This is a genomic window from Microcoleus sp. SVA1B4 (assembly GCF_036700545.1).
Taxonomy (GTDB): Bacteria; Cyanobacteriota; Cyanobacteriia; order Cyanobacteriales; family Microcoleaceae; genus Microcoleus.
Genome location: NZ_JAUBPB010000074.1, coordinates 14,084 through 36,137 on the forward strand (window position 1 = coordinate 14,084; position 22,054 = coordinate 36,137).

The window sequence follows — 22,054 nt, forward strand, 5'->3', positions numbered from 1 at the left end:
AGAACAGGCAAGATGCCTGTTCCACAACAACTCCATATTTTGCTTGTGGGGAGTAGGGGTTGGGCACGCGAGCCCGCCCTGAAAAGCTGATTAACAATACTGCCAGATGTCAGCAATCAATTACTCATAAAGCATCGCATCGTTGTATGGGGGATGTTCGCAAGCGATATAAAGCGCATTTGTCGGTTCCAGGGCCTCTCCTGTCACCGGATCGATCGGCTTGAGGACAAAGCATAACAGAGAGAGTGATCGCCAATCCAAACTTTCTAACTTCCCGCGTTCGTAGCGACTAACGGTAGCATTACTAATACCGACATCTTTTGGTACAGGATCTCCGGCTGTCCGAAACAGAGCGGCCTCGTATTCTTTTGTGACCATTTCTGTTTCAATAATTGACCAGCCCCGAATCTCTCTAGCTGCTTTCAGAAGTTTGCCCAATCTACCGCGTCCCGTATCCGTAAATCGCACAGGGCGCAGTTTTTCCTGATCGACGACAGCCTTAAAGTCAAGAAATCCCGGCATTTTACAGATCCAATTTAACTATTAAGTCAATCCTACGCCTCGACGTTTGGGTTCCAAAATTCAGTTCCGATCAACAGTAAGTCTTCTAGAGTAACCAACCGCTTTTCAACCGGGTGAACTGGTTCGAGAACATCGAGGAACAGCCACAAAAGATCGGGTGCAGGCTTGTTGTAATAGCCATTTTCGATTCTCGAAATGCCTGCAATGCTGACCCCCAAAACTTTCGGCAAAGGCTCTCCCCCTAGATTATAAAATTGAGCCTCATGCTGCTTGGTCTTTTCGCTCAGTTCGTGAACGCTCCAGCCCCTAGCTTCCCGCCACGAGCGCAGGAATTTACCCAACCGCCGCAGCCCGGTATCAGTAAATCTCCGTCTCAAGTATTCTTTTTCTCGCCTAGCTTCTGCTACAACCATCAGTCATCACCTATCTGCAAATAATCTAGTCGTAGAGCTTTGCGTCATTGTAAGGCGGATGTTCGCACGCGATATATAAAGCATTTGTCGGTTCTAGTGCCTCTCCTGTCACCGGATCGATCGGCTTGAGGACAAAGCATAACAGAGAGAGCGATCGCCAATCCAAATTATCCAGCTTCCCACGTTCGTAACGGTTGACTGTTGCGGCACTGATACCCACATCTTTGGGTACGGGTTGATTTGTCGCTGTGAACAGCGCCTCTTCGTACCCCCTTGTTTTGAACTGTGTTTCGCTAACAGACCAACCTATTGTCTGTCTTGCAGCCTTTAACATCTTGCCCAAACGCATCCGCCCCGTCTCCGTGAAGCGAACGGGACGCAATTCCTGCCGATTGTCTACCACAGCGTTGTTAGAGAGTGCTGACATTTTTTCCACCTACATTAACTCTCAAACTAGCACAGCATCAATGATTGAGGGTTGTACGAACAACATCTGAGTTTCCATTAAATATTGTTGCACAAGTGAGATAAGAATCTGATATAGAGTAAGATGTAATTGAGTCTAAACAGAACTTGCCTCTCAAGCCCTGAGTATACAGCCATGACAGCACTATTTCGCCGCATCCAGCCCTCGAAAAAGCTCCGCATCACCGTCAGGTCGTAGGCGTAAGCCGGGGCGTAGCCATCGCCCAACTGCTCAAAATCAGCCAAAATCAAATTAAGCGAGTCGAATCCTGGGCTTTCGTGGTTTTCGTCCACCATCGGGATAGAGGCGGCCTGTTTGTCAGCTACCGCAGGCTGGAAGAATGGCAAAATGCGATCGCCCATCATATCCAAACCTGCCCCACCCTTGGAGAACTCTCGCAGCTCAAAACATCCATTCTGTACGACAGCCGGAAATTCAAGAAACAATTTCTCCCAAAAACACTTGACTTTTTAAATCAAATGTGCATTGAAAGACAAGACGAACTCAACATCTGGGAAAGCTTAAACAGCATTGCTTCCTAGCAGAAATGAGGCAGATTTCCTTTCCAAAAAACAGAAGCGAAACATTTGCGAGCAATTGCGAGATAAAATCACCCCAAAAATCACCCGCGAATGCTCCGCCACATTCATAAAAACGATCGCCAAAGCAATTAAGACATTGCCTGAGCGATATAATCAAAATAAGGAGCTGCTTCCTTAGCATCATCCTGATTGAGCAAAGCCAAAGAAGCTTCCTTCAAACAGCGGATAGCTTCGACCATGCCAGGAACAGGAACGCCGAGAGAATTATACATTTCCCGAACGCCAATCAAACCGATGCTTTCGATCGGCTCCTTGTCACCCGCCAAGATACCGTAGGTAATCAGGCGCAAGTACCAGCCGTAGTCGCGCAGACACAAAGCCCGTTCGCGTTGGCCGTAAGCATTGCCCCCAGGAGAGATAAAGTCAGGGCGTTTTTTCCAGAGTTTTTTGCTAGCTTCTTCAACAATTTTTTTCTCACTGTCAGACAGCGCAGTAGCAATACGCACCCGCTGTTCTCCGGTTTTAAAAAAATCTTTGATGCTTTGAAGTTCGCCGGTACTGGGATAGCGAAGTTCGTCGTCGGCTTGGAGAATTAGTTGGCTAACTACGCTCATTGTTATTCAAAAAAATTGAGGATATTTGAGAGTAAGATTAATTGACATTCTCATCCCTTAAAGACGAGATTCTAGGTTGGGCGATTTACTTTGCTTCTAACATTTATCAACATTAGAAGTAGCCGATAAATCTCCGGAAACGTTATGCTTGATGTTCAAGCCAGTTTCCCTGTGTTCCAGGGTACTGCGGGAAAAACTCAAAAACTGCGACTGAGAGTTTTGATGTCGGCAGACACTTTGACTGTTTAACGAGTTTTTGCTAGCTCGCCCCAACAGCATATCGCACAGGCACGGGTAGGGGCAACTCACGGCAGGCTTGACTTGCAGGTGGAAGCTTGGCTTTAGCAGCAAGACGTTCAGCAGCAGGAAGACAGCCTGCAATTGAGTTTGAGTGCGATGGCCTACGCCCCGCTTCGCTACGACTTATCTCAGGAAAGAGAGAGCGATATTGCATTACCATATTAAATCCTACCACGACTACTTGTGACCAAATCTAAATTCCCGACCCCAAACTCGACGAAATTGGCAAACCCTTGCCAGCAAGGTCAACTGATTGAGATAGAGATTACCGACTTGACAGACACCGGCGACGGAGTTGGTCGTTTTGGTGAGTTAGTAGTGTTTGTGCCCGATACCGTGACGGGCGATCGAGTCCTTGTCCGCCTCGTGCAAGTCAAATCCACCTATGCTACAGGCAAGCTGGACACACTTCTCGAAACATCCGAACACCGCATTCGAGCTAACTGCATTGTCGCCGACAAGTGTGGCGGCTGTCAGTGGCAGCACGTAGATTATCAATATCAGCTTGCAGCCAAGCAAAATCAAATCATTCAAGCCTTAGAACGGATTGGCGGATTTAGCAATCCCCAAGTTGATGAAATTTTAACGGGAAAAATCGAGGGATTTCCCCAATTTTTGGGATACCGCAACAAAGCGACTTATCCCGTGGCCATATCTGCAACAGGTCAAGTCCAAGCAGGTTACTATCAAAAAAGCACCCACAAATTAGTCAATCTCAATCAGTGTCCGGTGCAAGATCCGCGCCTCAATCCTTTGTTAAAAGAAGTCAAAGAAGACATCCACTGGCGGGATTGGCAAGTCTACGACGAAAAGAAACATACAGGAGAATTGCGTCATTTGTCCTTGCGGATTGGACGGCGCACTGGCGAGATGCTGCTAACTTTAATAGTTCGCACTGGAGAGTTGCCGGGACTCGAAGAGCAAGCATCAGAGTGGCTGAAACAATATCCTCAACTGGTAGGTGTTTGTTTGAATATAAATCCCGCTCAAACTAATGTGATTTTTGGTGCAGAAACTCGCTGCATAGCTGGTCGTTCTTATCTGCGAGAAAGCTTTGCTGGGATGAATTTTCAGCTAAGGGCTGATACTTTTTTCCAGGTCAATACTGAGGCTGCTGAAGCGTTGTTGGAGGTAATTGTAGGGGAATTGAATTTGCAGGGAAATGAGGTTTTGGTTGACGCTTACTGCGGAATTGGTACTTTTACTTTACCTCTGGCACAACAAGTAAAAATAGCCATCGGTTTAGAAGTGCAACCGGCGGCGATCGAACAAGCCCAATTAAATGCTGAGTTAAATGACGTGAGAAATGTCGATTTTCAGGTGGGAACTGTAGAGAGTTTGCTGCCTTCCTTGGGATTGACACCGGATATTGTGCTGCTAGATCCGCCGAGGAAAGGGTGCGATCGCGCGGTTTTGGAAGCTATCAAGGAAATCAAACCAAATCGCATTGTTTATGTTAGCTGCAAGCCTGCTACTTTGGCTCGCGACCTGAAGATTTTGTGCGAAAATGGGGATTATAAGTTAGCGCGGGTGCAGCCGGCGGATTTCTTTCCTCAGACTTCTCATGTTGAGTGTGCGGCGTTTTTGGTGAGGTGAATGAAATGGCGATCGGTTTTTGGGAATGAAAGGGCGATCGCGCTTATTTGATTCTTGGCATTTTGGTTGAGTGTTATAATACTATTTGTGCTAAGTTCCTAAGTGCGTGGGTTTGGATAGAATGGAAACTAGGTCTTTGAGTAAAGTCTATGTCGGCTAGGGATGTTTTCCATGAGTCTGTGAAATCCGCTCTCCTGAAGGATAATTGGGTAATTACCCACGATCCGCTGAAGCTAAAGTTTAGCGAAGACGATCGGCTCAGGATTGACTTGGGGGCGGAACAGCTTTTAGCCGCAGAGCGAGGTGTGCAGAAGATTGCGGTGGAGGTTAAAAGCTTTCTGAGTGAATCAGCTATGTTTGATTTCCACCTAGCCCTCGGTCAATTTTTGAATTATCGACTAGCACTCAAAAATTTGGAGCCAGATCGATCGCTCTATTTGGCAGTTCCGATCGCTGCCTATAATTCATTTTTCTCTCGTGCTTTGCCCCAAGCGGCGATAGCTGAGTATGATTTGAAGTTGTTGGTATACGACCCCACGAATGAGGTGATTGTGGAATGGATCGATTAGCTAAATATCGGCAGATTGTTCGCACTTTCCTGATGGAATATAGCAAGACTAAACCCATCAATGGCGACATAGAAATCCAGGTATTGTTTGACACCGAACATGACCATTATCAGATATTAGATTTAGGTTGGGACGGTCACAATCGGATTTATAGTTGCCCGATCCACTTAGATATCCGAAATGAAAAAGTCTGGATTCAACGCAATCAAACTGATGAACTGATTGCTGAGGAGTTAGTGCTGATGGGTGTGGCGCGGGAGGATATTGTTTTGGGTCTTCAGCCTCCCTATGCAAGGCAGTTTACAAGCTATGGTGTTGCTTAGGCTGTTGCGATCGCACTTATAATGTCTTGTCACAAGGGCGATCGCTTTTAGGGAATGAAAGGGCGATCGCATCTGCTACCTCTACTTCATCACGCTAGTTGTAAAGCAAGAAATAGAATAATGTGGTAAATAACATGAATAACATATAGTGAGTTCTGAATTTGCGACATCTGCTAATTTTGGCTTGCTCGCAGCGTAAACGTTCGGATGCTGATTCGCTGCCTGCTATTGAGCGCTATGATGGCCCAACATTCCGTTTGCTGCGTCGTTTTCTGCGGAAACAACCATCAGCACGGTTAGAGATATATATTTTGTCAGCGAAGTTTGGCTTGATACCCAGTGACTATCAGATTCCAAATTATGACCAACGAATGACAAAAATGCGATCGCGTCAATTGCAGGCAGAGGTCATAGCCAAATTTGAGGATATCCTTAGCGCAAAGTCATACCAAAAACTTTGCATTTGTCTGGGTCGAGATTATTTGCTGGCACTGGATAAATACGATATGCTAATTAAATCAGGATTAGCTGTGCGAATTGCTACAGGCTCCTTGGGTAAAAAGCTGGCAACCTTGCATGATTGGCTGTACGGAAAGCCCCCGGAACTAGCTAGCAGACAGGCGATCGACTTGCAAGGAAAAGCTTGCCTCAAGGGAATTGAGGTGGTAATGACAGCAGCAGAAGTGCTTGATGTAGCGCGTCAGGCGTTGGTGGAAGGTAAGGGCAACCCTGCTAGCTATCAGTCATGGTACGTGCTAGTGGGCGATCGACGAGTATCGCCGAAGTGGGTGGTGAGTCTGTTGACAGGATTGCCTGTCAGTGCTTTTCATTCAATTGCGGCTAGGCGAATGCTCCAACAACTTGGTGTAGAAATTTATAGAGAATAATCAAATCTTAATCTGAATAGAGGTGTTTAAAAATGAGCGTCCAGACTCTCCCTATCGGCACAGTTATTTCTGATCGCGATACCCCAACTTTTGAAACTGTGCGAATCAAATTGAAAGCAGGAGAAGATGTAAAGCCTGGTACACTTGTTCGGATTCCTGTATCAAGAGCAGAAAAGACAATGCTTATTGGTCGAATTCGCAGTGCTTATGAAAACAACCCTAATGAAAGTGCAGAAAGAATCAACCTTACTGATAGCATGAGGCTGCCACGAAATTATCCCAAAGAGGAAGATAGCACAACGATATTTCGCATTGCCGAAGCTGACTTGATTGAGGAGATTACAAATACAGAGATCAGATCACCACAGAATTTACCAAATTCAGGGGCTGAAGTATTTATTGCTGATAGCAGTGAAACTGTTCAGGTATTGGGCATAGAAACAGATAAATCTAAGGGTCTATACATTGGCGCAACAGTAGGCGGTACGAAAACAGACATAATTCTTAAACGTGAAGCCATTCAGCGTCACTTTTTTATAGGTGGAACTACAGGCAGTGGTAAGAGTTATGCAATGGGTGTGATTGCAGAAGAAATCATCAAGATGAATTTACCAATTATTTTTATAGATACGCAGGATGAATATTCATCGTTAGTTAAAAAATTGGGGGGAGAAGTTGTTGAGCCTGGAAAAGACTTTAGCATTCGTATCTCATCACTTACTGAATCAGAATTGATAGATTTACTTCCTGAAGCGATGAAACAGAGTTCAGTTCAGTGTGACGTAGTGACAAGGGCTTTTGGCGAATTACAAACTCGTCTAGTTAATAGAGATATTGCAAAATTTACGTTGGATGATGTTTTAGCAAAAATACCAGATTCAGCAGCAGCACTATCAGGTAAACCTGGTGATGTGCCACGATTAGTGGATACAGTGACACGCAGGTTAGAAACTCTCAATAATTACAAAATATTTGGCAAGGGGGTAGCTGACTGGCGAAAACTTATGTATCCCTGTCTGGCAATAAATTGTAAAAAATTAACATCTATACAACTTCAATCTATAGCAACAGCAGTCTTGAGGGAACTTCAGAACTTACGCATCCGGGGTCATCTTCCACCTTATGTCGCAGTTGTGGATGAAGCTCATTTGTTTGTACCACAAGGCGAGGGTAGCCCTTGTAAACAAATAATACGGGAAGGTGTGCGAATTGGAAGACATCACGGCATTTGTATGGTATTAATGACACAAAGCCCTATTGACATTGATAGAAGCATTATTCGTCAGTGTAATACAAGACTGGTGTTTGCGTTAGAACCAGATCAACTTGATGCCATTCGGGGCGTAAAGTCAGATGCCTCTGAAGAAATGTTACGCGCCCTACCCAAAATGCCACGCGGTACTTGTTTGCTTTCAGGTACTTATGAGAGTGTCAAGCATACAATTCCGGTACGCATTAGAGAGCGTGAAACTGAAAATTCAGAAGGGGGTAAAACTCCTGATATTTTCCAAGAGATGAAAGATGAATGGATATCTAAAATTAATGAATTGAAACAAAAGGAGGAATAAAAATGCCCAGAAAACGCAAATCTCAATCTAACTCTTCCGATCCTGAGCGATATAGGCAGTTATCCATATTCGACATTCTCGAATCTGATACCTATGAGGTACTTAGCCGTGATGCAGTTGCAGATTATAATCCTGTCGCAAGAACGGCTGATTATATGCGACAAATAGTAGAATCAGAGAAAGCTTGGACAACCACAATTCAAACTGCGCGGGAACATTTACTAGAAAAAGATCCGAGGGAACTCTACTTTGATTTTTTCACTGACCTCAAGCGTCAGATAGAGCAAGACTCATCTAAATCAGCACGACTAGCACGCCTGTTAGAGCAGGTTGCTATTCGTGGGTTTGGAATGACTAAGGAACAAGTGCGAATTGACAAACCACCCAAAGGTAGTAGTCGATGGCAAGTAAGTTTGGATGTTTCATCAATTCAACAACATCTGCAAAGCCACATTGTAGGAGAACACTTCCTTAACCCGATTAATTCTGACGATAATGTTTGGGAAAACTGCAACTTTCTCATCGCGTCTTCAGATGTGAGCCAGCATCGCAGCTCTGTACCTCTTCCGGCACGTTTTTTTACACGTAGTGTACCCTTTTTACTCAACAATGCGGCTGGTGCGGTACTTAGGGTGCAAGGCAGTCAATCGAGTTACGACTCGCCTCGATTTAATCCGCAACCTAATGAAGAATTACTCAAATGGATGCTAATTGACCCGTCATACCAAGACGAGCTAGAACCTGAAGATTATCAACGCTGTCTCGCCTCAGCAATGGATGTTGGTCAGTACAAATTTGACCATCAATATTTGTTGAATGCAGACCAAAATCGTCCAGACATTATCCTTAGAGATGGTAGCCTGTTTCCGCAGGATGCTTATCTAGACAACTTTTTAATTGAAAATAGGCGTGGTGACTTCACCCGCGAAGCAATACGAGACTTGCTTCATTGTCTCAATTGCGCTAGAGATTATGGGATTATTTACTGTGGAGTCGCAAAAAATGTACGTTTGAAAGTTTATAGTGCCGTGTTAGATTGGTATATAGCTAAGGAGATAGACCCGAATTGGGAAGTAGGAAACTATACTCTTAATGATGGACAAATGATGACATTATTATTATCCTCTCCTTCTTTTATTGGGGATAATCTTAAACAGACTATCGCAACTTGTCTAATACGTCGCTCATTTACAACCAGAGCCACTTTAAACGAAAAAGCAAAAAATTTGAATGATTTAGATTCCCACTTCAAGCTGTATGAAAAGCAACACGATCCTAGATTCTTTGCTCCCTATAAACAGTTGTGCAAGATTTTTCATATGTATATGTTTTTTATCGGTCACTCCAAAAGCCCAACACAACAGTTACCTCGGTATGAATTTTTCTACGATGATTCTATCGGTTCCGTCTCATCAATAGCACAGAAAATTTTAACGGCTTTACGCTATTCTAGTATAGATATCGACCAAGATCATTCATTTATGGCTGAGGAGCCAATTACCTATATAATACCAACGGTTACGCAGCAAGCACATATTTACTCAAAGGATGTTGGTAAGTACATAACTGTTGGCACTGGACAATTGCTCATGTCTCAATATAAAGCTCTACTATCAGAAATGGTTTAGGATCTCTGAATCGTGCAAATCGTCGCTGGTATCAGTTTAAAGGGAATAAAACCGCGTGTATGGGATAGAACCTCAGAGTATTACCTTCCTCAACTACACGCGGTAATGATTTCCTACGCCGATTTTCACAAAATGCCTAAACGCAGGCGTGAGGCAATGGAAATGGGACTGCACGAATCTCTGGGTATTCCTACTCAGGTTCAAATTTATCTTGATAACGGTGCTTTTTACTTTATAAAACGTGATGGTGAAACGCCAAGAAAAGAGTATGAAGAGTTTGTTGAAAAAGCTAAACCAGACTGGTATCCAATTCCTCAAGACTTCATTCCTACTCCCAAAATGACATTTAAGGAGCAGAAACAATGTTTTAAGCGCACAATGGAAATGAATCTGGCTTATAAAGACCATCCATCATACATTCCTGTTATTCACATTAGCGAATTGCTTGAAGATTATGTAAATGAAATCAAAGCACATAAGGAATTCTTAGCAAAACCATATATTGCTTTGGGTGGCATTGTACCAAATTTACTACGCGCTCCTAAAGCAATACCTTATCAGAAAATTCTATCTAGCATTCAACATATACGCGAAGAATTTAAAAATACAAAACTTCATGTTTTTGGCATTGGTGGCACAGCAACTATACATTTAGCCGCTTTATTGAGCATTAACTCAGTAGACTCAAGCGGTTGGCGCAGTCGGGCGGCGCGGGGGATGATACAATTGCCTGGAACCGGAGAGCGAATTCTGGCTCCTTTAGGTAACTGGAGAGGCCGTCAAGTCAGTCAAGAAGAAGAAAAAAAACTAGAGGAATGTCTCTGTCCAGCTTGTCGTCAGTATAAATTAAATGGACTGAAAATAAGTGGTATGGCAGGTTTTTGTAATCGAGCTACTCATAACTTGTGGATACTACTGGAAGAGGCTCGACTGATTGAAGAACATTTATATAATAGTGGAGATTATAAGGAGTGGTACAAGGAACACTTAGATAACACAATTTATCGTCCACTGATTGCTAAAATAGTTGAAAATTTGGAAGGCAGAGAAGTTAATGAAAACTCAAGCGAAGCGCACTGAAATTAATAACTTTGATGAACAAATTGAACTAACTCGCTATAATTAAGAGTTGATGGCATTTATCAACGAGCGCGAACAACAAACAAAAACCTTTTTTTTCAGCAGTAGAAGTACGAGCTAGGCTGGCGTTAACAAGCAGTGAGCAAATCGAGATGCGATCGCCCCTCTCCCATCCCGAATCCCAAAGTGCGATCGCCCTTATTTTCCGAAAGTGCGATCGGCCGTCTCTTGTCCCAAATCCATCCTTCGCTGCTACTTTAGCTTGCGTAAGTCAGTTGTCGGCATTTATGAGGACTTGTCAAAGCTCGATCGCCTTTCTCATCCCGAATCCCAAAGGGGCGATCGCTCCTTTCCCTCCACATATCCCAAAAGCGATCGCCCTTATTTTATTTACTCGCGCACATATTCAACTTGTTAACATGATAACATATCAGCAGAACAGGTGTACGATCGTGAGAATATAAAAATTGGAGGAAACCTAAGTGGGAAAAAGTACAGAAGTGCCAGCCAAGCGACACGACCCAAATTACATACAGCTATCGGGAGATGTCCGAAAAGAACTAGGACTTCAGTTTAAAGCTGCGTGTACTCTCAAGCAGCTAAATATAGGAGAAGGGTTGGAAGAAGCAATAGAAATATGGTTCCAGGCTCAGCAAGCCCCCTCATCCAGTAAAAGCAGCAAAAAGGGGGAGGAGTGAGAGATCCAGAACGGGAAAAAGAAGAGCTTGGCAATCCCATCAACGAACCCGTACAAGCGTATAACCTAAAAGAAGCGAAAAAGAAATGCCAACAGCTAGCAACTGAATATGAACGGTCTCTTGCAGATGTTCGCCCTGAAGGCAAAGCCTGGTTTCGCTGCTACTTTCAGTGAGGGAAAATACATGAAAATTCGAGAATCAGTTGGTCAAAGTGTCTGGAACCATTCTGAGGGTTGGTGCTGCGAGCCTCTTGACCCCATACCGCCCGGTCATATTGCCCTAGCCGTTGAAGCGATAGATATTAATCTTGTAGACTGGGATATCGAAGAAATTGGCGAAAAAGCAGGTTTTGATATTCAGTACAAATACACGGGAGTGAATGACCCGAAAGATGAATCTTTAGCTTGCGTAAGTCAGTTTGTGGGTATCTATGAAGACTTCTCAAAGCTCGATCGCGATTTGGAAGTTTTGATTGCAGCCGGCATCCCGCGTCATTTATTTAAAATACTGACTGACAACGATGACATCGATTTGAAGCCTGTAACGCAATACCTCAAAGCAGTTTCCTAATGTTTTGGGTGTAGCGCAATTGTTGCTTTTTCAAAGTGCGATCGCCCTTTTTTTCCTAAAGTGCGATCGCCTTATAATCATGTCAAATATATTCAATCCTTCTGATCATTTCTTGAGGCGCATACACTTCATAAATTAAAATTAAACTACGGATAATCTCGCCAATAGAACGAGAATTAGGAGGACAATAGACAATTCCCGGATAATCGCTGGTATCACTTGCCATAATTAGAAAATCATCATCCTGAGTTAATATCACGCGCTGCTCTTAGCGAATAAACGCTAGGTGTGACTCATCGCTTTTAGTACGCAACCCTGCATCAACTGTTGTCGTCACATCTATCCCGTAACGACGTAAACCGCGCGCAATATTAGAGTCAATATGTTCGTCTAAATGAAAACGAATTTGCTCACTCACCTCTAATTGCCCTCAATTTTTCTTGTAACGGAGATGGTGGACTATTACGCTTTAATTCTTCCACAATAGCTCGACTTTCAGCCGTGCGACGATCGATTTCTTCTCGACGATCGTAATAATAGGTCATTGCTGCATGAACCGAAGCCAGTGGCAAATCATACTTGCCCGCGATTTCTTCTATAGAAATCCCCATTTTCAGATACATTTCGGCGATGTGTGCTACAGCAATTCGATGGCCAGCAATGCGTGGCTTACCACCAAGTACCCCAGGCGTAATTTCGATATGTTCTGTGATGACGGATTCCTTAGACATTATAGTTTAAGGCTATTAATTGGTAATTTTTAAGCTCTTTAATATTAGCACAAATAGTCACCGTTACAGGAAATTGTAGCGTACGTCAGACATTAATTCTTTCGATTTCAACAGGTTGGAAGGATCAGACGCACCCTACGGACAGTATTTCGATCGCCCCCACCATCAACTAGATTCAAGCTAGATCCAGTGCGGCCTGAATCGGGGGGAGTCCAGAAGTATAGAATAGAGGTTGCGGAACCGGCACACCGCCCGATCGCTCGCCCCCAGCAATTTGTTACCCTAAAAATAGAATCTCCCCTCCCTCAACTCCCTCCCATGAACAACGCTTCTCCCCTGATTCAAACGATAACTCCAGAACGCTGGGCCGGGTTTAGTATGGACTTTATAGGGGCGGGTTACACGGGTTTGTTGGTCAAAAACGGCCGCGCCGTGCGTACCCTAAAATCCGGGCGACATTTCAGCTTTGCCCTTCCCCTGCTGGAACAGGCTCAAATTGTCCTCGTAGACACCAAACTCCGCAATTTGGAGGTGCAGTCGCACGGAGATTTTTTGTCTAAGGATCGATTTTTAATTGATGCCACCCTGACTGTTATTTATCAAGTTATAGATCCGAAACGAGTAGCTTTGGAATTGTCCGATCCTATAGGTGCTTTAGCAAGTGCAGTTAAGGATTGTATGGGATTAGCGATCGGGCAAATACCCCTACAACAGCTTATCAGTCAAGGACGGCTGTTGCTGCGCCAAAATTTGCTCGATCGCGTCCAAGATTTTTATACCCTAGGCTTTAACTTAGAAGACGTGCGAATTGGCGATGTCAGCTTTCCCGAAACCAACGGAGTTATTCGCCAAGTTGAGGGAATGAGTGCCCGACAGGAAGCAGAAAATGCCGCCGCCCTGCAAATGAGAATTGCCGAAGCAGGCCGTCCGATTGTTCCTCAATCTCCCGTACAGCAGTTAAACTTAATTTCAGGTAATTCTCCTGCGAGTCTTCCAGCTTCAGACACAGCAGGAGGGTTCGATCGCGATTTACAACAACTAACACAACAACTTGCTCAAAACAGTCTCCCAGCAGGGAGAAATCCTCACCAACTTGCACCAACCGTACTCGCAAGCAGCGATCGCAAAACAACCGCATATTTAATCTACAAACTTTCTGGAGAGGCGATCGCCCTAACAGCCAATCCTTTTACAATTGGACGCGAACCAACCAACACTTTAGTATTACAAGACCCGCAAAGTTCGCGCTACCACGCTCAAATCCGCCGCGCCACTGACGAAATTGGCAAACAGCGATATCAGCTTGTCGATAGCGGCAGTTCCAACGGCACTTTTGTGGGTGGGCAGAGGCTGGCGGCTAACGAGCCTTTTTGGCTGCCAAATGGTTGCGAAATTGCGATCGGCGACCAAAAATGGATCTTTCAAAATTCGTGAGTCAGAGACATGAAGATTTTTTTAAACAGCAGATAAACACAGATTAATTCCATCCGCTTTCATCTGTCAGGTTTCTGTAAGGGCGTTGCCAAGAGTCCCCGCCTTTCCGACACAGCTTGACAAATCCTTCCGGCAGAATTCCCAATACTCCCAGGTAGAACTCTCTTCCCAATCTTAGGGGGGATATCTCCACAAGCATTTCGAGCGACAATTTGTCAAGATGGAAAATATAAGTAGAGGACAACCTGATGAACTTTTCTATACAATCTGTTTACAACTGGTACCGCGACACCCTCCGCAACCCCAAATACCGCTGGTGGATTATTCTGGGAACCCTGGCATATCTGGTAAGCCCGATCGACATTGCCCCAGACTTTCTCCCCGTCGTCGGACAAATTGACGATGTGGCGATCGCTGTTTTGCTGATTTCCGAAGTTTCGCAAATGGCGATCGACTACTTTAAATCCCGCCAAACAGACACAGCCTCAGCATCCGAAGCCACCGGTGCCCCTTATTCTGAAGCCAAAGGCAGCACCGTTGACGTAGATGCAGTTTCTGTACAATAATTGCCAAAAATAATCGATCGCTACAACCCCGACTTCTTCAAGAAATCGGGGTTCTTGTTTTTTAAATGGCAACTGCTCAGATCGTGCTCCAAAACTGGTAATTTTAACTATGATCCATCTGTGCTAACAACAAATTTTTATAGATGAAGTTTAGCGAAATAGTACAAAAACTTAACTTAGCCACCAGTCGCACCCTCGCAGCGTCGGTTGCTACCGATCCAGAAATTACAGGCGCGGCACCTGTTGATGAAGCTGCACCCGGTACTATCAGTTATATAGAAGGTGCTAAATTTGCCGCTCATACAGCCACTACAAATGCTTCGGCTTTAATTTTACCCTTAGATGAAAGTCTCCAAGCTCAATGTGACGATCGCAACATTGCTTGGATTGCTGCTGCAGATCCGCGATTGCTGTTTGCTGAAACGATCGCCATTTTTTATCAACCGTTTCGCCCAGCATCGGAAATTCATCCCTCAGCCGTCGTTCACCCCTCAGCAGAAATTGGTGAAAATGTCTATATCGGCCCCCACGTCGTTATTCAAGCAAAAGTCAAAATTGGCAGCAACGTTTGCATTCATCCAAATGTCGTAATTTACCCAGATTCGGTAATTGGCGAAGGCACTGTTTTACACGCTAACTGTGTCATCCACGAACGTACTCGCATGGGTGCAAATTGCGTGATTCACAGCGGTGCGGCGATCGGTTCCGAAGGTTTTGGGTTCGTGCCGACAGCCACAGGGTGGGTGAAAATGGAGCAGTCTGGCTGCACTGTATTAGAAGAGGGCGTTGAGGTTGGCTGCAACAGCACGATCGACAGGCCCGCTGTCGGAGAAACCCGCATCGGCCAAAATACAAAAATCGACAATTTAGTACAGGTAGGTCACGGCTGTCAAGTCGGAAAAAATTGCGCCTTTGCCGCTCACGTTGGCATGGCTGGGGGAGTAAAAATTGGCAACAATGTAATTTTGGCAGGTCAAGTGGGAATTGCTAATCAAGCCAAAATCGGAGACGGGGCGATCGCCACTGCTAAAGCCGGAATTCACAGCGACGTGCCCGCAGGTGCGATCGTGACGGGCGTTCCAGCAATTCCCCACAAACTATTTCTCAAAGCCGCAGCCGTATACAACCGCTTGCCCGAAATGTACCAGTCTCTGAGGCAAATTCAGCGCAAGCTCGATCGGTAGTCAATTGGCAGTTGGCAGTAGTCAGTAGTCATTAGTTAACAGTTAACAGTCAACAGCCAACAGCCAACAGTATGAGAGTTGCAACCTATTAAATGTGGAATAGTATAAACAACCTGCAATTGATGTCGCCGTCAATACCAGCAATTGTCAAAATAATCTTCTTTTTCTTGACTTGGATTGTTGTGTGGCTTCCCGCAGCGATTGTGCTGGCGATCGCTCTCAAATGGCATCCACCCCAACCCCTGGGAAACAAAAAATTACCTTTACTAGCTTCCCTCTACGTGATTGTCCCCTTCATTTTATGGGCGACAAGTTGGATCGAAAATACATCTTTTATTAACTGGGGTTGGGATTGGCAACCCGCAGTTTTGATGTCATTGCTGCGGGGATTAGGATTAGGAATAATCAGCTTAGTAATTTTATTCGGTCTGCAATTAACCGCAGGCTGGATCGATCTAAAAAAAAGCGAAACTTCCACCGAAACAGGCGAAAAAAAGATTAATTTTTGGACTTTAATCCTTAACCCTGCTAGTCTGCTGACTCTGTTATTAGGACTGTGGATTAGCGCCACAGAAGAGTTAATCTTTCGCGGCTGCTTGCAAACAATCCTCCAGCAAGATTACTCAGTGCTAATCGCAGCAGCGATCGCCAGTTTCATTTTCGCGATCGCCCACCTAATTTGGGCCGCCAAAGAAACTCTACCGCAACTGCCCGGATTGTGGCTGATGGGGATGGTTTTAACATTAGCCCGCATCGCCGACAATGGCAGTTTAGGATTGGCGATCGGCATTCACGCAGCTTGGATTTGGGGTATAACTACCGTAGATACAGAAGGCGCAATTAATCCAACAGGCCGCGCACCGGAATGGATTACAGGAATAGCAGCAAAACCCCTCGCCGGTGCAGCCGGAATTCTGTTATTGCTAGCAACAGCAGCCGTGATTTTGTTAATTTAAATAAGACTTACCCTAAAAAATCCGGTTTCTTATAAAAGATTGGCTCTCCTATATTTGTGGTATAAATGATAGTATAGCAATCCTAAATCATGTGTGAATTTCTTACTCCCTCCCCTTAGCAAGGGGAGGGTTGGGGTGGGGTTAAAAAATTTATGGCTCATGTAGGATTGCTATATAAGCGTCTTCCTCATCCGGGATAGGGGGCTCGCACCACGAGAATTTTTATTTTGCTGAGCACCATAAACTCAGGACATTTGGATTATGATATCAATTCCGGTGGCACTCCTCATAATAGTTGACTGTTAATTGTTAACTGTTAATTCGATGTCGCAAAACTCAATGATGGTTGAGTGTTGAATGTTGACTAGACCTCTTGCAAAAATAATTAGGACGGGCAAGATGCCCATCCCACAAGAAAAAATAACTCTTGTGGGACGGGCATCTTGCCCGTCCCATTAATTGATGAAAGGATTTTTGCAAGAGGTCTACTCGATTTTACGCCCGACGATGAAGCGCGGATTTGATATGATATCTACTCTCTTGACTCAAATATTCAAAGGACGCGATGGCGGTGGTGGCATTGGCGGTTTAGCGATCGCCAGAGACTTAGAATAGCGAGCCTCTAAAACACCAGTTCTAAACTGAGCCACTTTTTCTCCTTTCCTGTGAAATACTATCACATTAACCCGACTGCTGTAAATAGTCAGATAGCGCTGTTTGACAATGAAGGCAAGAATAATAAAGACAACACCGATAAAAATACTGAGAGTCGGAATTCCTAACCAAAACAGCCACCAAGTACAACCCTCTCCTGTTTCAATCGCTCTAACATCCTCAATCGGAATAAACACCTCTTTTGTTTCTAATCCGAAAAAAGATTCCGAGCTGATTTGTAACATTTCGCCCACCAGTTTAACCGTAATTGTGCCATTACTTTGAACTGGAACAATCCCCACAATTTGACCAGGTGTACCGCTGATTTGGATGAGTTGATTAGATTTCATATTTCTTGCCAATGGGCGGTTTGGAAAAGCTATTAGAGCGCCTCGTTTTAGGATTTAGCACGTCCGAAGAATTGTATAACAACAACCTCGACCTATTTGTTGACTCAAACTTGCTCTCCCTATCGCCACAAGTACCACTAAAACCTCCTGCGTATAATAGGAAAGCTGATGCCCATAGCTGTAAGGTAAATCTAACTTGCGGGCAACTGGTTTGAGGACATCTGCTGCTTCATCTTTATTAACTTGATGTCCCTTGAGTTGATTGTACAAATACTCTACTACTTCACAAGTAATGTTTTTTGTAAATACGATTGTAGGTCTTTGAGCCTTAATCACATCTACTCGATAGTTTGAGCCTTCACGGTAGACGAGGTGGCAGTTGCGTAATCTAACCTCTCCAATCAATTCGCTCTCCATCTCTTCCTCCTATTTGATTCTCTAAGCACTTAGCAGAGATATATCTTGGGCAATTTACAAATAAAATTGCTCATCTTATGTTTACTAAAACCCAAACTCTTCCCCAAGTCTCCGCCTCAAATCTCCAGATATTGGTAATTGGCGGATTTCTTTGCAAATTGCAGCATGAGATTCTCCATTTTGAATGCGCTGCCTGTAAATTCCAATTAACAGCGCTTCAAGACCGTACTTAGATAACATTTCTGTCGCTAAACCGATGATGCCCAGCAAGGCAATGCCACCGAACATTCCTGCTGGCCCACCTAACATTGCCAAAGCCGTCGTAATTGCGGCAGCTCCTGCAAAACCTGTAGTTGCCATCACAATTAGAAGTAAAATCACAGGCAATCCTAGTCCAGCAGCTTTCCTAACAAACTCGTCCATAATGTCGCTCCTAGTCTGTATATAGAGGGATTAAAAATCCGAGATTTTTGTTTTTTTGCCTTAACTTCCCTTTAACAAAAGCCTTCAATGAAACAAGCCCAAAAATTTATTTACTCATTTCATGAATTTTTACTAATTTATTGAAGTATTTGGTAGGTGTTTAAGTTTGGTCTCTAGTCTCTTACCTCCTTCCACTCCAAAAACTTGATAGACAAATCATTGTTACTACGATCGCCTAGTTGAAGAGCATTATCCATAATTCTCCTGAATTCATAACCCTGATTGGGGGTTAATACACCGCCAAGCCCAACAGTCAAAAATTCGACTACAGCTCCGTCTCGTTTATCGATAAATTGGACGCTGATAGACTGAACTTTTGCCGTCTTACTTTGCTTGTTGGTCAACCGCCCTACAAGAAATCGCTGAGTTCCTGTATTTTCCATCGCTAATCCAGTTAACTCCAGTCCATTCACGAGCTGAACCCTAAAAGGGTCTGGCTTCCGCGGGTTTTCAGGTGGTTTGGGAAATCGACAAAGCTCATCGAGAGATTCATACTGTTTTCTTTCAGAATTCAATTGAAAACACCCCGGATACTCTTGGGCGATCGCCCTCGGAAACAGATTGAAAACAGACAGAAGCGCGATCGTCGGTAAAGCGGTTATCAACTTGACGCACCTAAACATGGCCTTTTACTCTCCAATCGAGTAACGATACTCATCAGTTGTTTTAGTCCAGCAGTTTTCACAGGTAAATCTGGTTTCGACATCTACTGATTAACCAGGGTCAAACCCAAAAATTATGCAAAGCTGAGGGGGAAACTGTATTCAGGTTCGCTGAACTCAGAAAGCTCTCCGGCTGCGCCGACTTTCTGAAACATCCACCGCGCCTAACTGAGATTAATGTATCAAGCGGAGTTCTAGATTGTCAAGCTAATGCTCACTAAAATCTCATTAAATGAGAAAAACTACTCAAAAGTCGATTTCACAAGGCTCTAGCCCCTCTAACGACAACTTAAACAAGCTCTAAACCTTTACAAATAAAGTATCCCGACCTAAAAATGGCTCCAAATTTCAGCCGATAGCCCCTCAATCATGCTGTTTTGTATCTCGTTTACCTCGTTAAAAGTGAGAAAAAGCCCATATAATCAAGTTACAGCCCAGAAGCCTCTGTTTGCGACACCTCTCACTTCTTCAGTTGTCCATCTCGTTTATCTTCTTTTAAGTGAGAAAAAAGCCCATATAATCAAGTTACAGCCCAGAAGCCTCTGTTTCCAATGCCAAAATTCCTGTGTTCGCTTATTTCGCGCGATCGCCCAGTCCTTTCCCAGCTATCTTTGAGTAGAACCGCCCGCTTTGTAATACCTGTATTCAACGTAGTATGAAACTTCCCGAAGATTTTTTAATAACTTTAGCCACTAAAGTTGGCATTTCCGAAAACGAATTTGAAGTCTTATCAAGAGCAATCAAAGGCGAATCCATGTCGGATATTTCCGACCAGCTTCGCGTTCGCAAAGATGCCTTACAAAAACGCCTGGGAGAAGTGTATAAAAAATTTGAAGTTCAAGGTGCCGGGCCGGGAAAATTAGCAAAACTCCAGCAAATTCTCGTAACTGAATACCAGAAACAAGTTGCCACTAACCGTCACGATGCTAAAACCGACCGCGAAGTTTATCCAACCGTAGAGAATACCCGCTTCCAAGACGCAACTATCCCTCAATTTTCACCGCGTATTGATTGGGGAGAAGTCCCAGGTCAAGAACCTTTCTACGGGCGGCATTCCGAAATAGAAACTCTCAAAAAATGGATAGTAACAAACCGTTGTCGAGTAGTCACAATTTGTGGCATGGGAGGGATTGGCAAAACAGCATTAGCTACCCAAACTCTACAACAAATTCAAGGGGAATTTCAAACCATAATCTGGCGAAATATCGCCACCTCTGGTTCCCTTGAAAAACTCTTGCCAGACATCTTGCAATTCCTATCTCATCATTCAGAAATCGACCTTCCAAAACCCAGCAACTCACTTATCTCCCAATTAATAGAATATTTGCGTTTAACCCGCTGTTTATTAATTTTCGATGAAGTCGAAACTATCCTTGAAAGCGGAAAGCTATCAGGACACTACCGCCCCGGATACGAAAGTTACCGGGAACTCTTCCAACAAATAGCACAAACCCCTCACCGAAGTTGCCTGCTTATCATCAGTTGGACTCACCCTATAGAAATTTATAATGTAGCAGAAGAAACCTTACCTTGTCGAGCTTTAGAACTGAGGGAATTACCAGAAAAGGATGCCAAACAAATCATTTTATCCGCCCCAAAAGTTTCTATTTCAGAGAGTAATTTGCTATCAGAACTCATTTATCTATATGGTGGCAATCCCCTCCTTTTAAAAATAGCCGTCACTCACGCTCAAGATATGTTAGCGGGCAATTTAGCACAACTCATCAAAAAAACTCCCTCGGTTATTGAGGGGATTGTCCGAGATTTTTTTGAGCATCACTTTCAGGGTTTTTCTGAATTAGAAGTAAAAGTGTTGTCTTGCTTGGCAAGCAATAAACCCGCCACCCTTAGCGAGTTGCAATCCAGTCTACTATTTGCTGAAGACTTATCAGAATTGAAACTGGCTGTAGAAATTCTCATCGAGCGATCGCTCCTGCAAGTCCTCACCGAGTCTGGGGAAGAACGCCTGACAGTCAGCCCGCAGGCTAGGCTATTTATCACCCATCAATTAATTGCTAAATATCTGAATCAAATTGGTTACAAGAAATACTTAGAGAGTGAGTTACAGACTGCAAAATGTTATTTAACACAAACCATTCGCTACAATCCAGAACTGCCAGCAGCTAACTACAATTTAGGGTCAACCTACGAAAAACTCGAAGATTTGTCCAACGCTCGCCAGCACTACAAAAAAGCAGCAGAATATAAAAACAGTCGCGCTGCCGGTGCTGCTGTCAATAATTTAGCTCGATTGGAAATTCTCAGCGAAAATTTTGACGTAGCGGTAGAACTCATTCTCTCCATTTTGCCACAAGTTAATGACAAAATGGTGCAAGTCACGCTCCACAAAAATCTGGGATGGGCTTATCTAGGACTGCAACTTTACAGTGATGCAGAGACTCACTTGGAAAAAGCAATTGAATTAGATAACTCCTATCCTATTGCACACTGCTTGCTAGCACAAGTTCTCGAAGCAAAAGGGGATACAACAGCCGCTCTTTCTTGCTGGCAAAAATGCCTGAATTGCTGTGCCCCAAGTCAACAACAAGAAGGTGTGGCGTGGAAACTTCCAGAATTAAGTATTTGGAAGAGTTTTGCCCGCGAGAGGCTCAGTGCTTCGGGCAGAGAACCTAATTAATTAAATTTTAATTAAATTACAGTAGGGTGCGTCAGTAGTTCTCAGTTTTTCGCTCCTACTTCACCATTTAACTAGCTGACGCACCCTACTGAAAGCTCGCTAACAATTAAAGTTATTTAGGATCGCAAATTAAATAACTTACAATTTTAATTGTTATTGTGGGATGGGCGTCCCGCCCGTCCTTTTTGGCCGGGCGGGACGCC

At 44.0% G+C, this 22,054-nt stretch carries 26 protein-coding genes; 16 read left to right on the forward strand and 10 right to left on the reverse strand.

Annotated elements, in window-relative coordinates; genetic code table 11:
• Positions 1-120: 120 nt before the first annotated feature.
• The 5 genes from QT987_RS25100 to QT987_RS25120 form a co-directional block, all read right to left on the reverse strand.
• Positions 121-522, reverse strand: coding sequence for a helix-turn-helix transcriptional regulator (locus QT987_RS25100; protein WP_333245684.1), 402 nt, complete (start codon positions 520-522; stop codon positions 121-123).
• A 32-nt stretch (positions 523-554) separates the two neighbouring features.
• Positions 555-935, reverse strand: coding sequence for a helix-turn-helix domain-containing protein (locus tag QT987_RS25105; RefSeq protein ID WP_333030075.1), 381 nt, complete (start codon positions 933-935; stop codon positions 555-557).
• A 25-nt stretch (positions 936-960) separates the two neighbouring features.
• On the reverse strand, positions 961-1,362 hold the full coding sequence (locus tag QT987_RS25110; protein WP_333108046.1) for a helix-turn-helix transcriptional regulator: 402 nt from the start codon (positions 1,360-1,362) through the stop codon (positions 961-963).
• 77 nt (positions 1,363-1,439) lie between these two features.
• Positions 1,440-1,847, reverse strand: coding sequence for a hypothetical protein (locus QT987_RS25115; protein WP_333245687.1), 408 nt, complete (start codon positions 1,845-1,847; stop codon positions 1,440-1,442).
• A 224-nt stretch (positions 1,848-2,071) separates the two neighbouring features.
• Positions 2,072-2,557, reverse strand: coding sequence for an allophycocyanin subunit alpha-B (locus tag QT987_RS25120; protein WP_190746013.1), 486 nt, complete (start codon positions 2,555-2,557; stop codon positions 2,072-2,074).
• 483 nt (positions 2,558-3,040) lie between these two features.
• On the opposite strand from QT987_RS25120, the gene rlmD reads away from it, so the two are divergent.
• The 11 genes from rlmD (at position 3,041) to QT987_RS25175 (ending at position 11,776) form a co-directional block, all read left to right on the forward strand.
• Entirely contained in the window at positions 3,041-4,453 is a 1,413-nt protein-coding gene (gene rlmD, locus QT987_RS25125; RefSeq protein ID WP_333204991.1) for a 23S rRNA (uracil(1939)-C(5))-methyltransferase RlmD, read from the forward strand.
• Between the two features lie 149 nt (positions 4,454-4,602).
• Positions 4,603-5,022: an element excision factor XisH family protein gene (locus QT987_RS25130; RefSeq protein ID WP_333245691.1), complete on the forward strand. Its 420-nt coding sequence runs from the start codon at positions 4,603-4,605 to the stop codon at positions 5,020-5,022.
• Positions 5,010-5,345 (forward strand): XisI protein, encoded by a 336-nt coding sequence (locus QT987_RS25135; RefSeq protein WP_106146449.1) that lies wholly within the window; start codon positions 5,010-5,012, stop codon positions 5,343-5,345. The genes QT987_RS25130 and QT987_RS25135 overlap by 13 nt, the downstream gene beginning before the upstream one ends.
• Before the next feature lie 161 nt (positions 5,346-5,506).
• A complete protein-coding gene (locus QT987_RS25140; RefSeq protein ID WP_333245693.1) occupies positions 5,507-6,232 on the forward strand; it encodes a DUF6884 domain-containing protein in 726 nt (241 codons plus the stop codon).
• Between the two features lie 32 nt (positions 6,233-6,264).
• A complete protein-coding gene (locus tag QT987_RS25145) occupies positions 6,265-7,800 on the forward strand; it encodes an ATP-binding protein (protein ID WP_333245696.1) in 1,536 nt (511 codons plus the stop codon).
• 2 nt (positions 7,801-7,802) lie between these two features.
• Positions 7,803-9,428, forward strand: coding sequence for a hypothetical protein (locus QT987_RS25150; RefSeq protein ID WP_333245698.1), 1,626 nt, complete (start codon positions 7,803-7,805; stop codon positions 9,426-9,428).
• A gap of 12 nt (positions 9,429-9,440) precedes the next feature.
• Positions 9,441-10,508 (forward strand): hypothetical protein, encoded by a 1,068-nt coding sequence (locus QT987_RS25155; protein WP_333245701.1) that lies wholly within the window; start codon positions 9,441-9,443, stop codon positions 10,506-10,508.
• Between the two features lie 152 nt (positions 10,509-10,660).
• Positions 10,661-10,972, forward strand: a complete 312-nt coding sequence (locus tag QT987_RS25160; RefSeq protein WP_333245704.1) for a hypothetical protein — start codon at positions 10,661-10,663, stop codon at positions 10,970-10,972.
• An 18-nt stretch (positions 10,973-10,990) separates the two neighbouring features.
• Positions 10,991-11,206 carry a hypothetical protein gene (locus QT987_RS25165; protein WP_333204972.1) on the forward strand — a complete coding sequence of 72 codons (216 nt, stop codon included), beginning with the start codon at positions 10,991-10,993 and terminating at the stop codon, positions 11,204-11,206.
• Entirely contained in the window at positions 11,203-11,379 is a 177-nt protein-coding gene (locus QT987_RS25170; RefSeq protein WP_190738037.1) for a hypothetical protein, read from the forward strand. The genes QT987_RS25165 and QT987_RS25170 overlap by 4 nt, the downstream gene beginning before the upstream one ends.
• Before the next feature lie 10 nt (positions 11,380-11,389).
• Positions 11,390-11,776 (forward strand): hypothetical protein, encoded by a 387-nt coding sequence (locus QT987_RS25175; RefSeq protein WP_333245708.1) that lies wholly within the window; start codon positions 11,390-11,392, stop codon positions 11,774-11,776.
• A gap of 410 nt (positions 11,777-12,186) precedes the next feature.
• Here QT987_RS25175 and QT987_RS25180 read toward each other — a convergent pair whose 3' ends face one another.
• On the reverse strand, positions 12,187-12,507 hold the full coding sequence (locus QT987_RS25180; RefSeq protein WP_333140667.1) for a DUF433 domain-containing protein: 321 nt from the start codon (positions 12,505-12,507) through the stop codon (positions 12,187-12,189).
• Positions 12,508-12,696: 189 nt separating this feature from the next.
• On the opposite strand from QT987_RS25180, the gene QT987_RS25185 reads away from it, so the two are divergent.
• From QT987_RS25185 to QT987_RS25200, 4 genes are all read left to right on the forward strand, one after another.
• Entirely contained in the window at positions 12,697-13,941 is a 1,245-nt protein-coding gene (locus QT987_RS25185) for an SPFH domain-containing protein (protein WP_333245711.1), read from the forward strand.
• Between the two features lie 248 nt (positions 13,942-14,189).
• A complete protein-coding gene (locus tag QT987_RS25190) occupies positions 14,190-14,507 on the forward strand; it encodes a YkvA family protein (RefSeq protein WP_333245714.1) in 318 nt (105 codons plus the stop codon).
• A gap of 143 nt (positions 14,508-14,650) precedes the next feature.
• Positions 14,651-15,691, forward strand: coding sequence for a UDP-3-O-(3-hydroxymyristoyl)glucosamine N-acyltransferase (lpxD, locus tag QT987_RS25195; protein WP_333245717.1), 1,041 nt, complete (start codon positions 14,651-14,653; stop codon positions 15,689-15,691).
• Positions 15,692-15,783: 92 nt separating this feature from the next.
• The gene (locus tag QT987_RS25200; protein ID WP_333245720.1) at positions 15,784-16,647 is read left to right on the forward strand and encodes a CPBP family glutamic-type intramembrane protease; all 864 of its coding nucleotides are present in this window, start codon (positions 15,784-15,786) and stop codon (positions 16,645-16,647) included.
• A gap of 545 nt (positions 16,648-17,192) precedes the next feature.
• On the opposite strand, the gene QT987_RS25205 is transcribed toward QT987_RS25200, so the two are convergent.
• The 4 genes from QT987_RS25205 to QT987_RS25220 all read right to left on the reverse strand — a co-directional run bounded on the left by QT987_RS25205 (position 17,193) and on the right by QT987_RS25220 (position 19,174).
• Positions 17,193-17,651 (reverse strand): hypothetical protein, encoded by a 459-nt coding sequence (locus tag QT987_RS25205; protein WP_333245723.1) that lies wholly within the window; start codon positions 17,649-17,651, stop codon positions 17,193-17,195.
• 54 nt (positions 17,652-17,705) lie between these two features.
• Positions 17,706-18,068, reverse strand: coding sequence for a hypothetical protein (locus QT987_RS25210; protein ID WP_333245726.1), 363 nt, complete (start codon positions 18,066-18,068; stop codon positions 17,706-17,708).
• Positions 18,069-18,152: 84 nt separating this feature from the next.
• Positions 18,153-18,491: a hypothetical protein gene (locus QT987_RS25215; RefSeq protein ID WP_333245729.1), complete on the reverse strand. Its 339-nt coding sequence runs from the start codon at positions 18,489-18,491 to the stop codon at positions 18,153-18,155.
• Positions 18,492-18,664: 173 nt separating this feature from the next.
• Positions 18,665-19,174 carry a hypothetical protein gene (locus QT987_RS25220; protein ID WP_333245732.1) on the reverse strand — a complete coding sequence of 170 codons (510 nt, stop codon included), beginning with the start codon at positions 19,172-19,174 and terminating at the stop codon, positions 18,665-18,667.
• Positions 19,175-19,868: 694 nt separating this feature from the next.
• On the opposite strand from QT987_RS25220, the gene QT987_RS25225 reads away from it, so the two are divergent.
• The gene (locus QT987_RS25225) at positions 19,869-21,851 is read left to right on the forward strand and encodes an NB-ARC domain-containing protein (RefSeq protein WP_333245736.1); all 1,983 of its coding nucleotides are present in this window, start codon (positions 19,869-19,871) and stop codon (positions 21,849-21,851) included.
• Positions 21,852-22,054 lie beyond the last annotated feature (203 nt).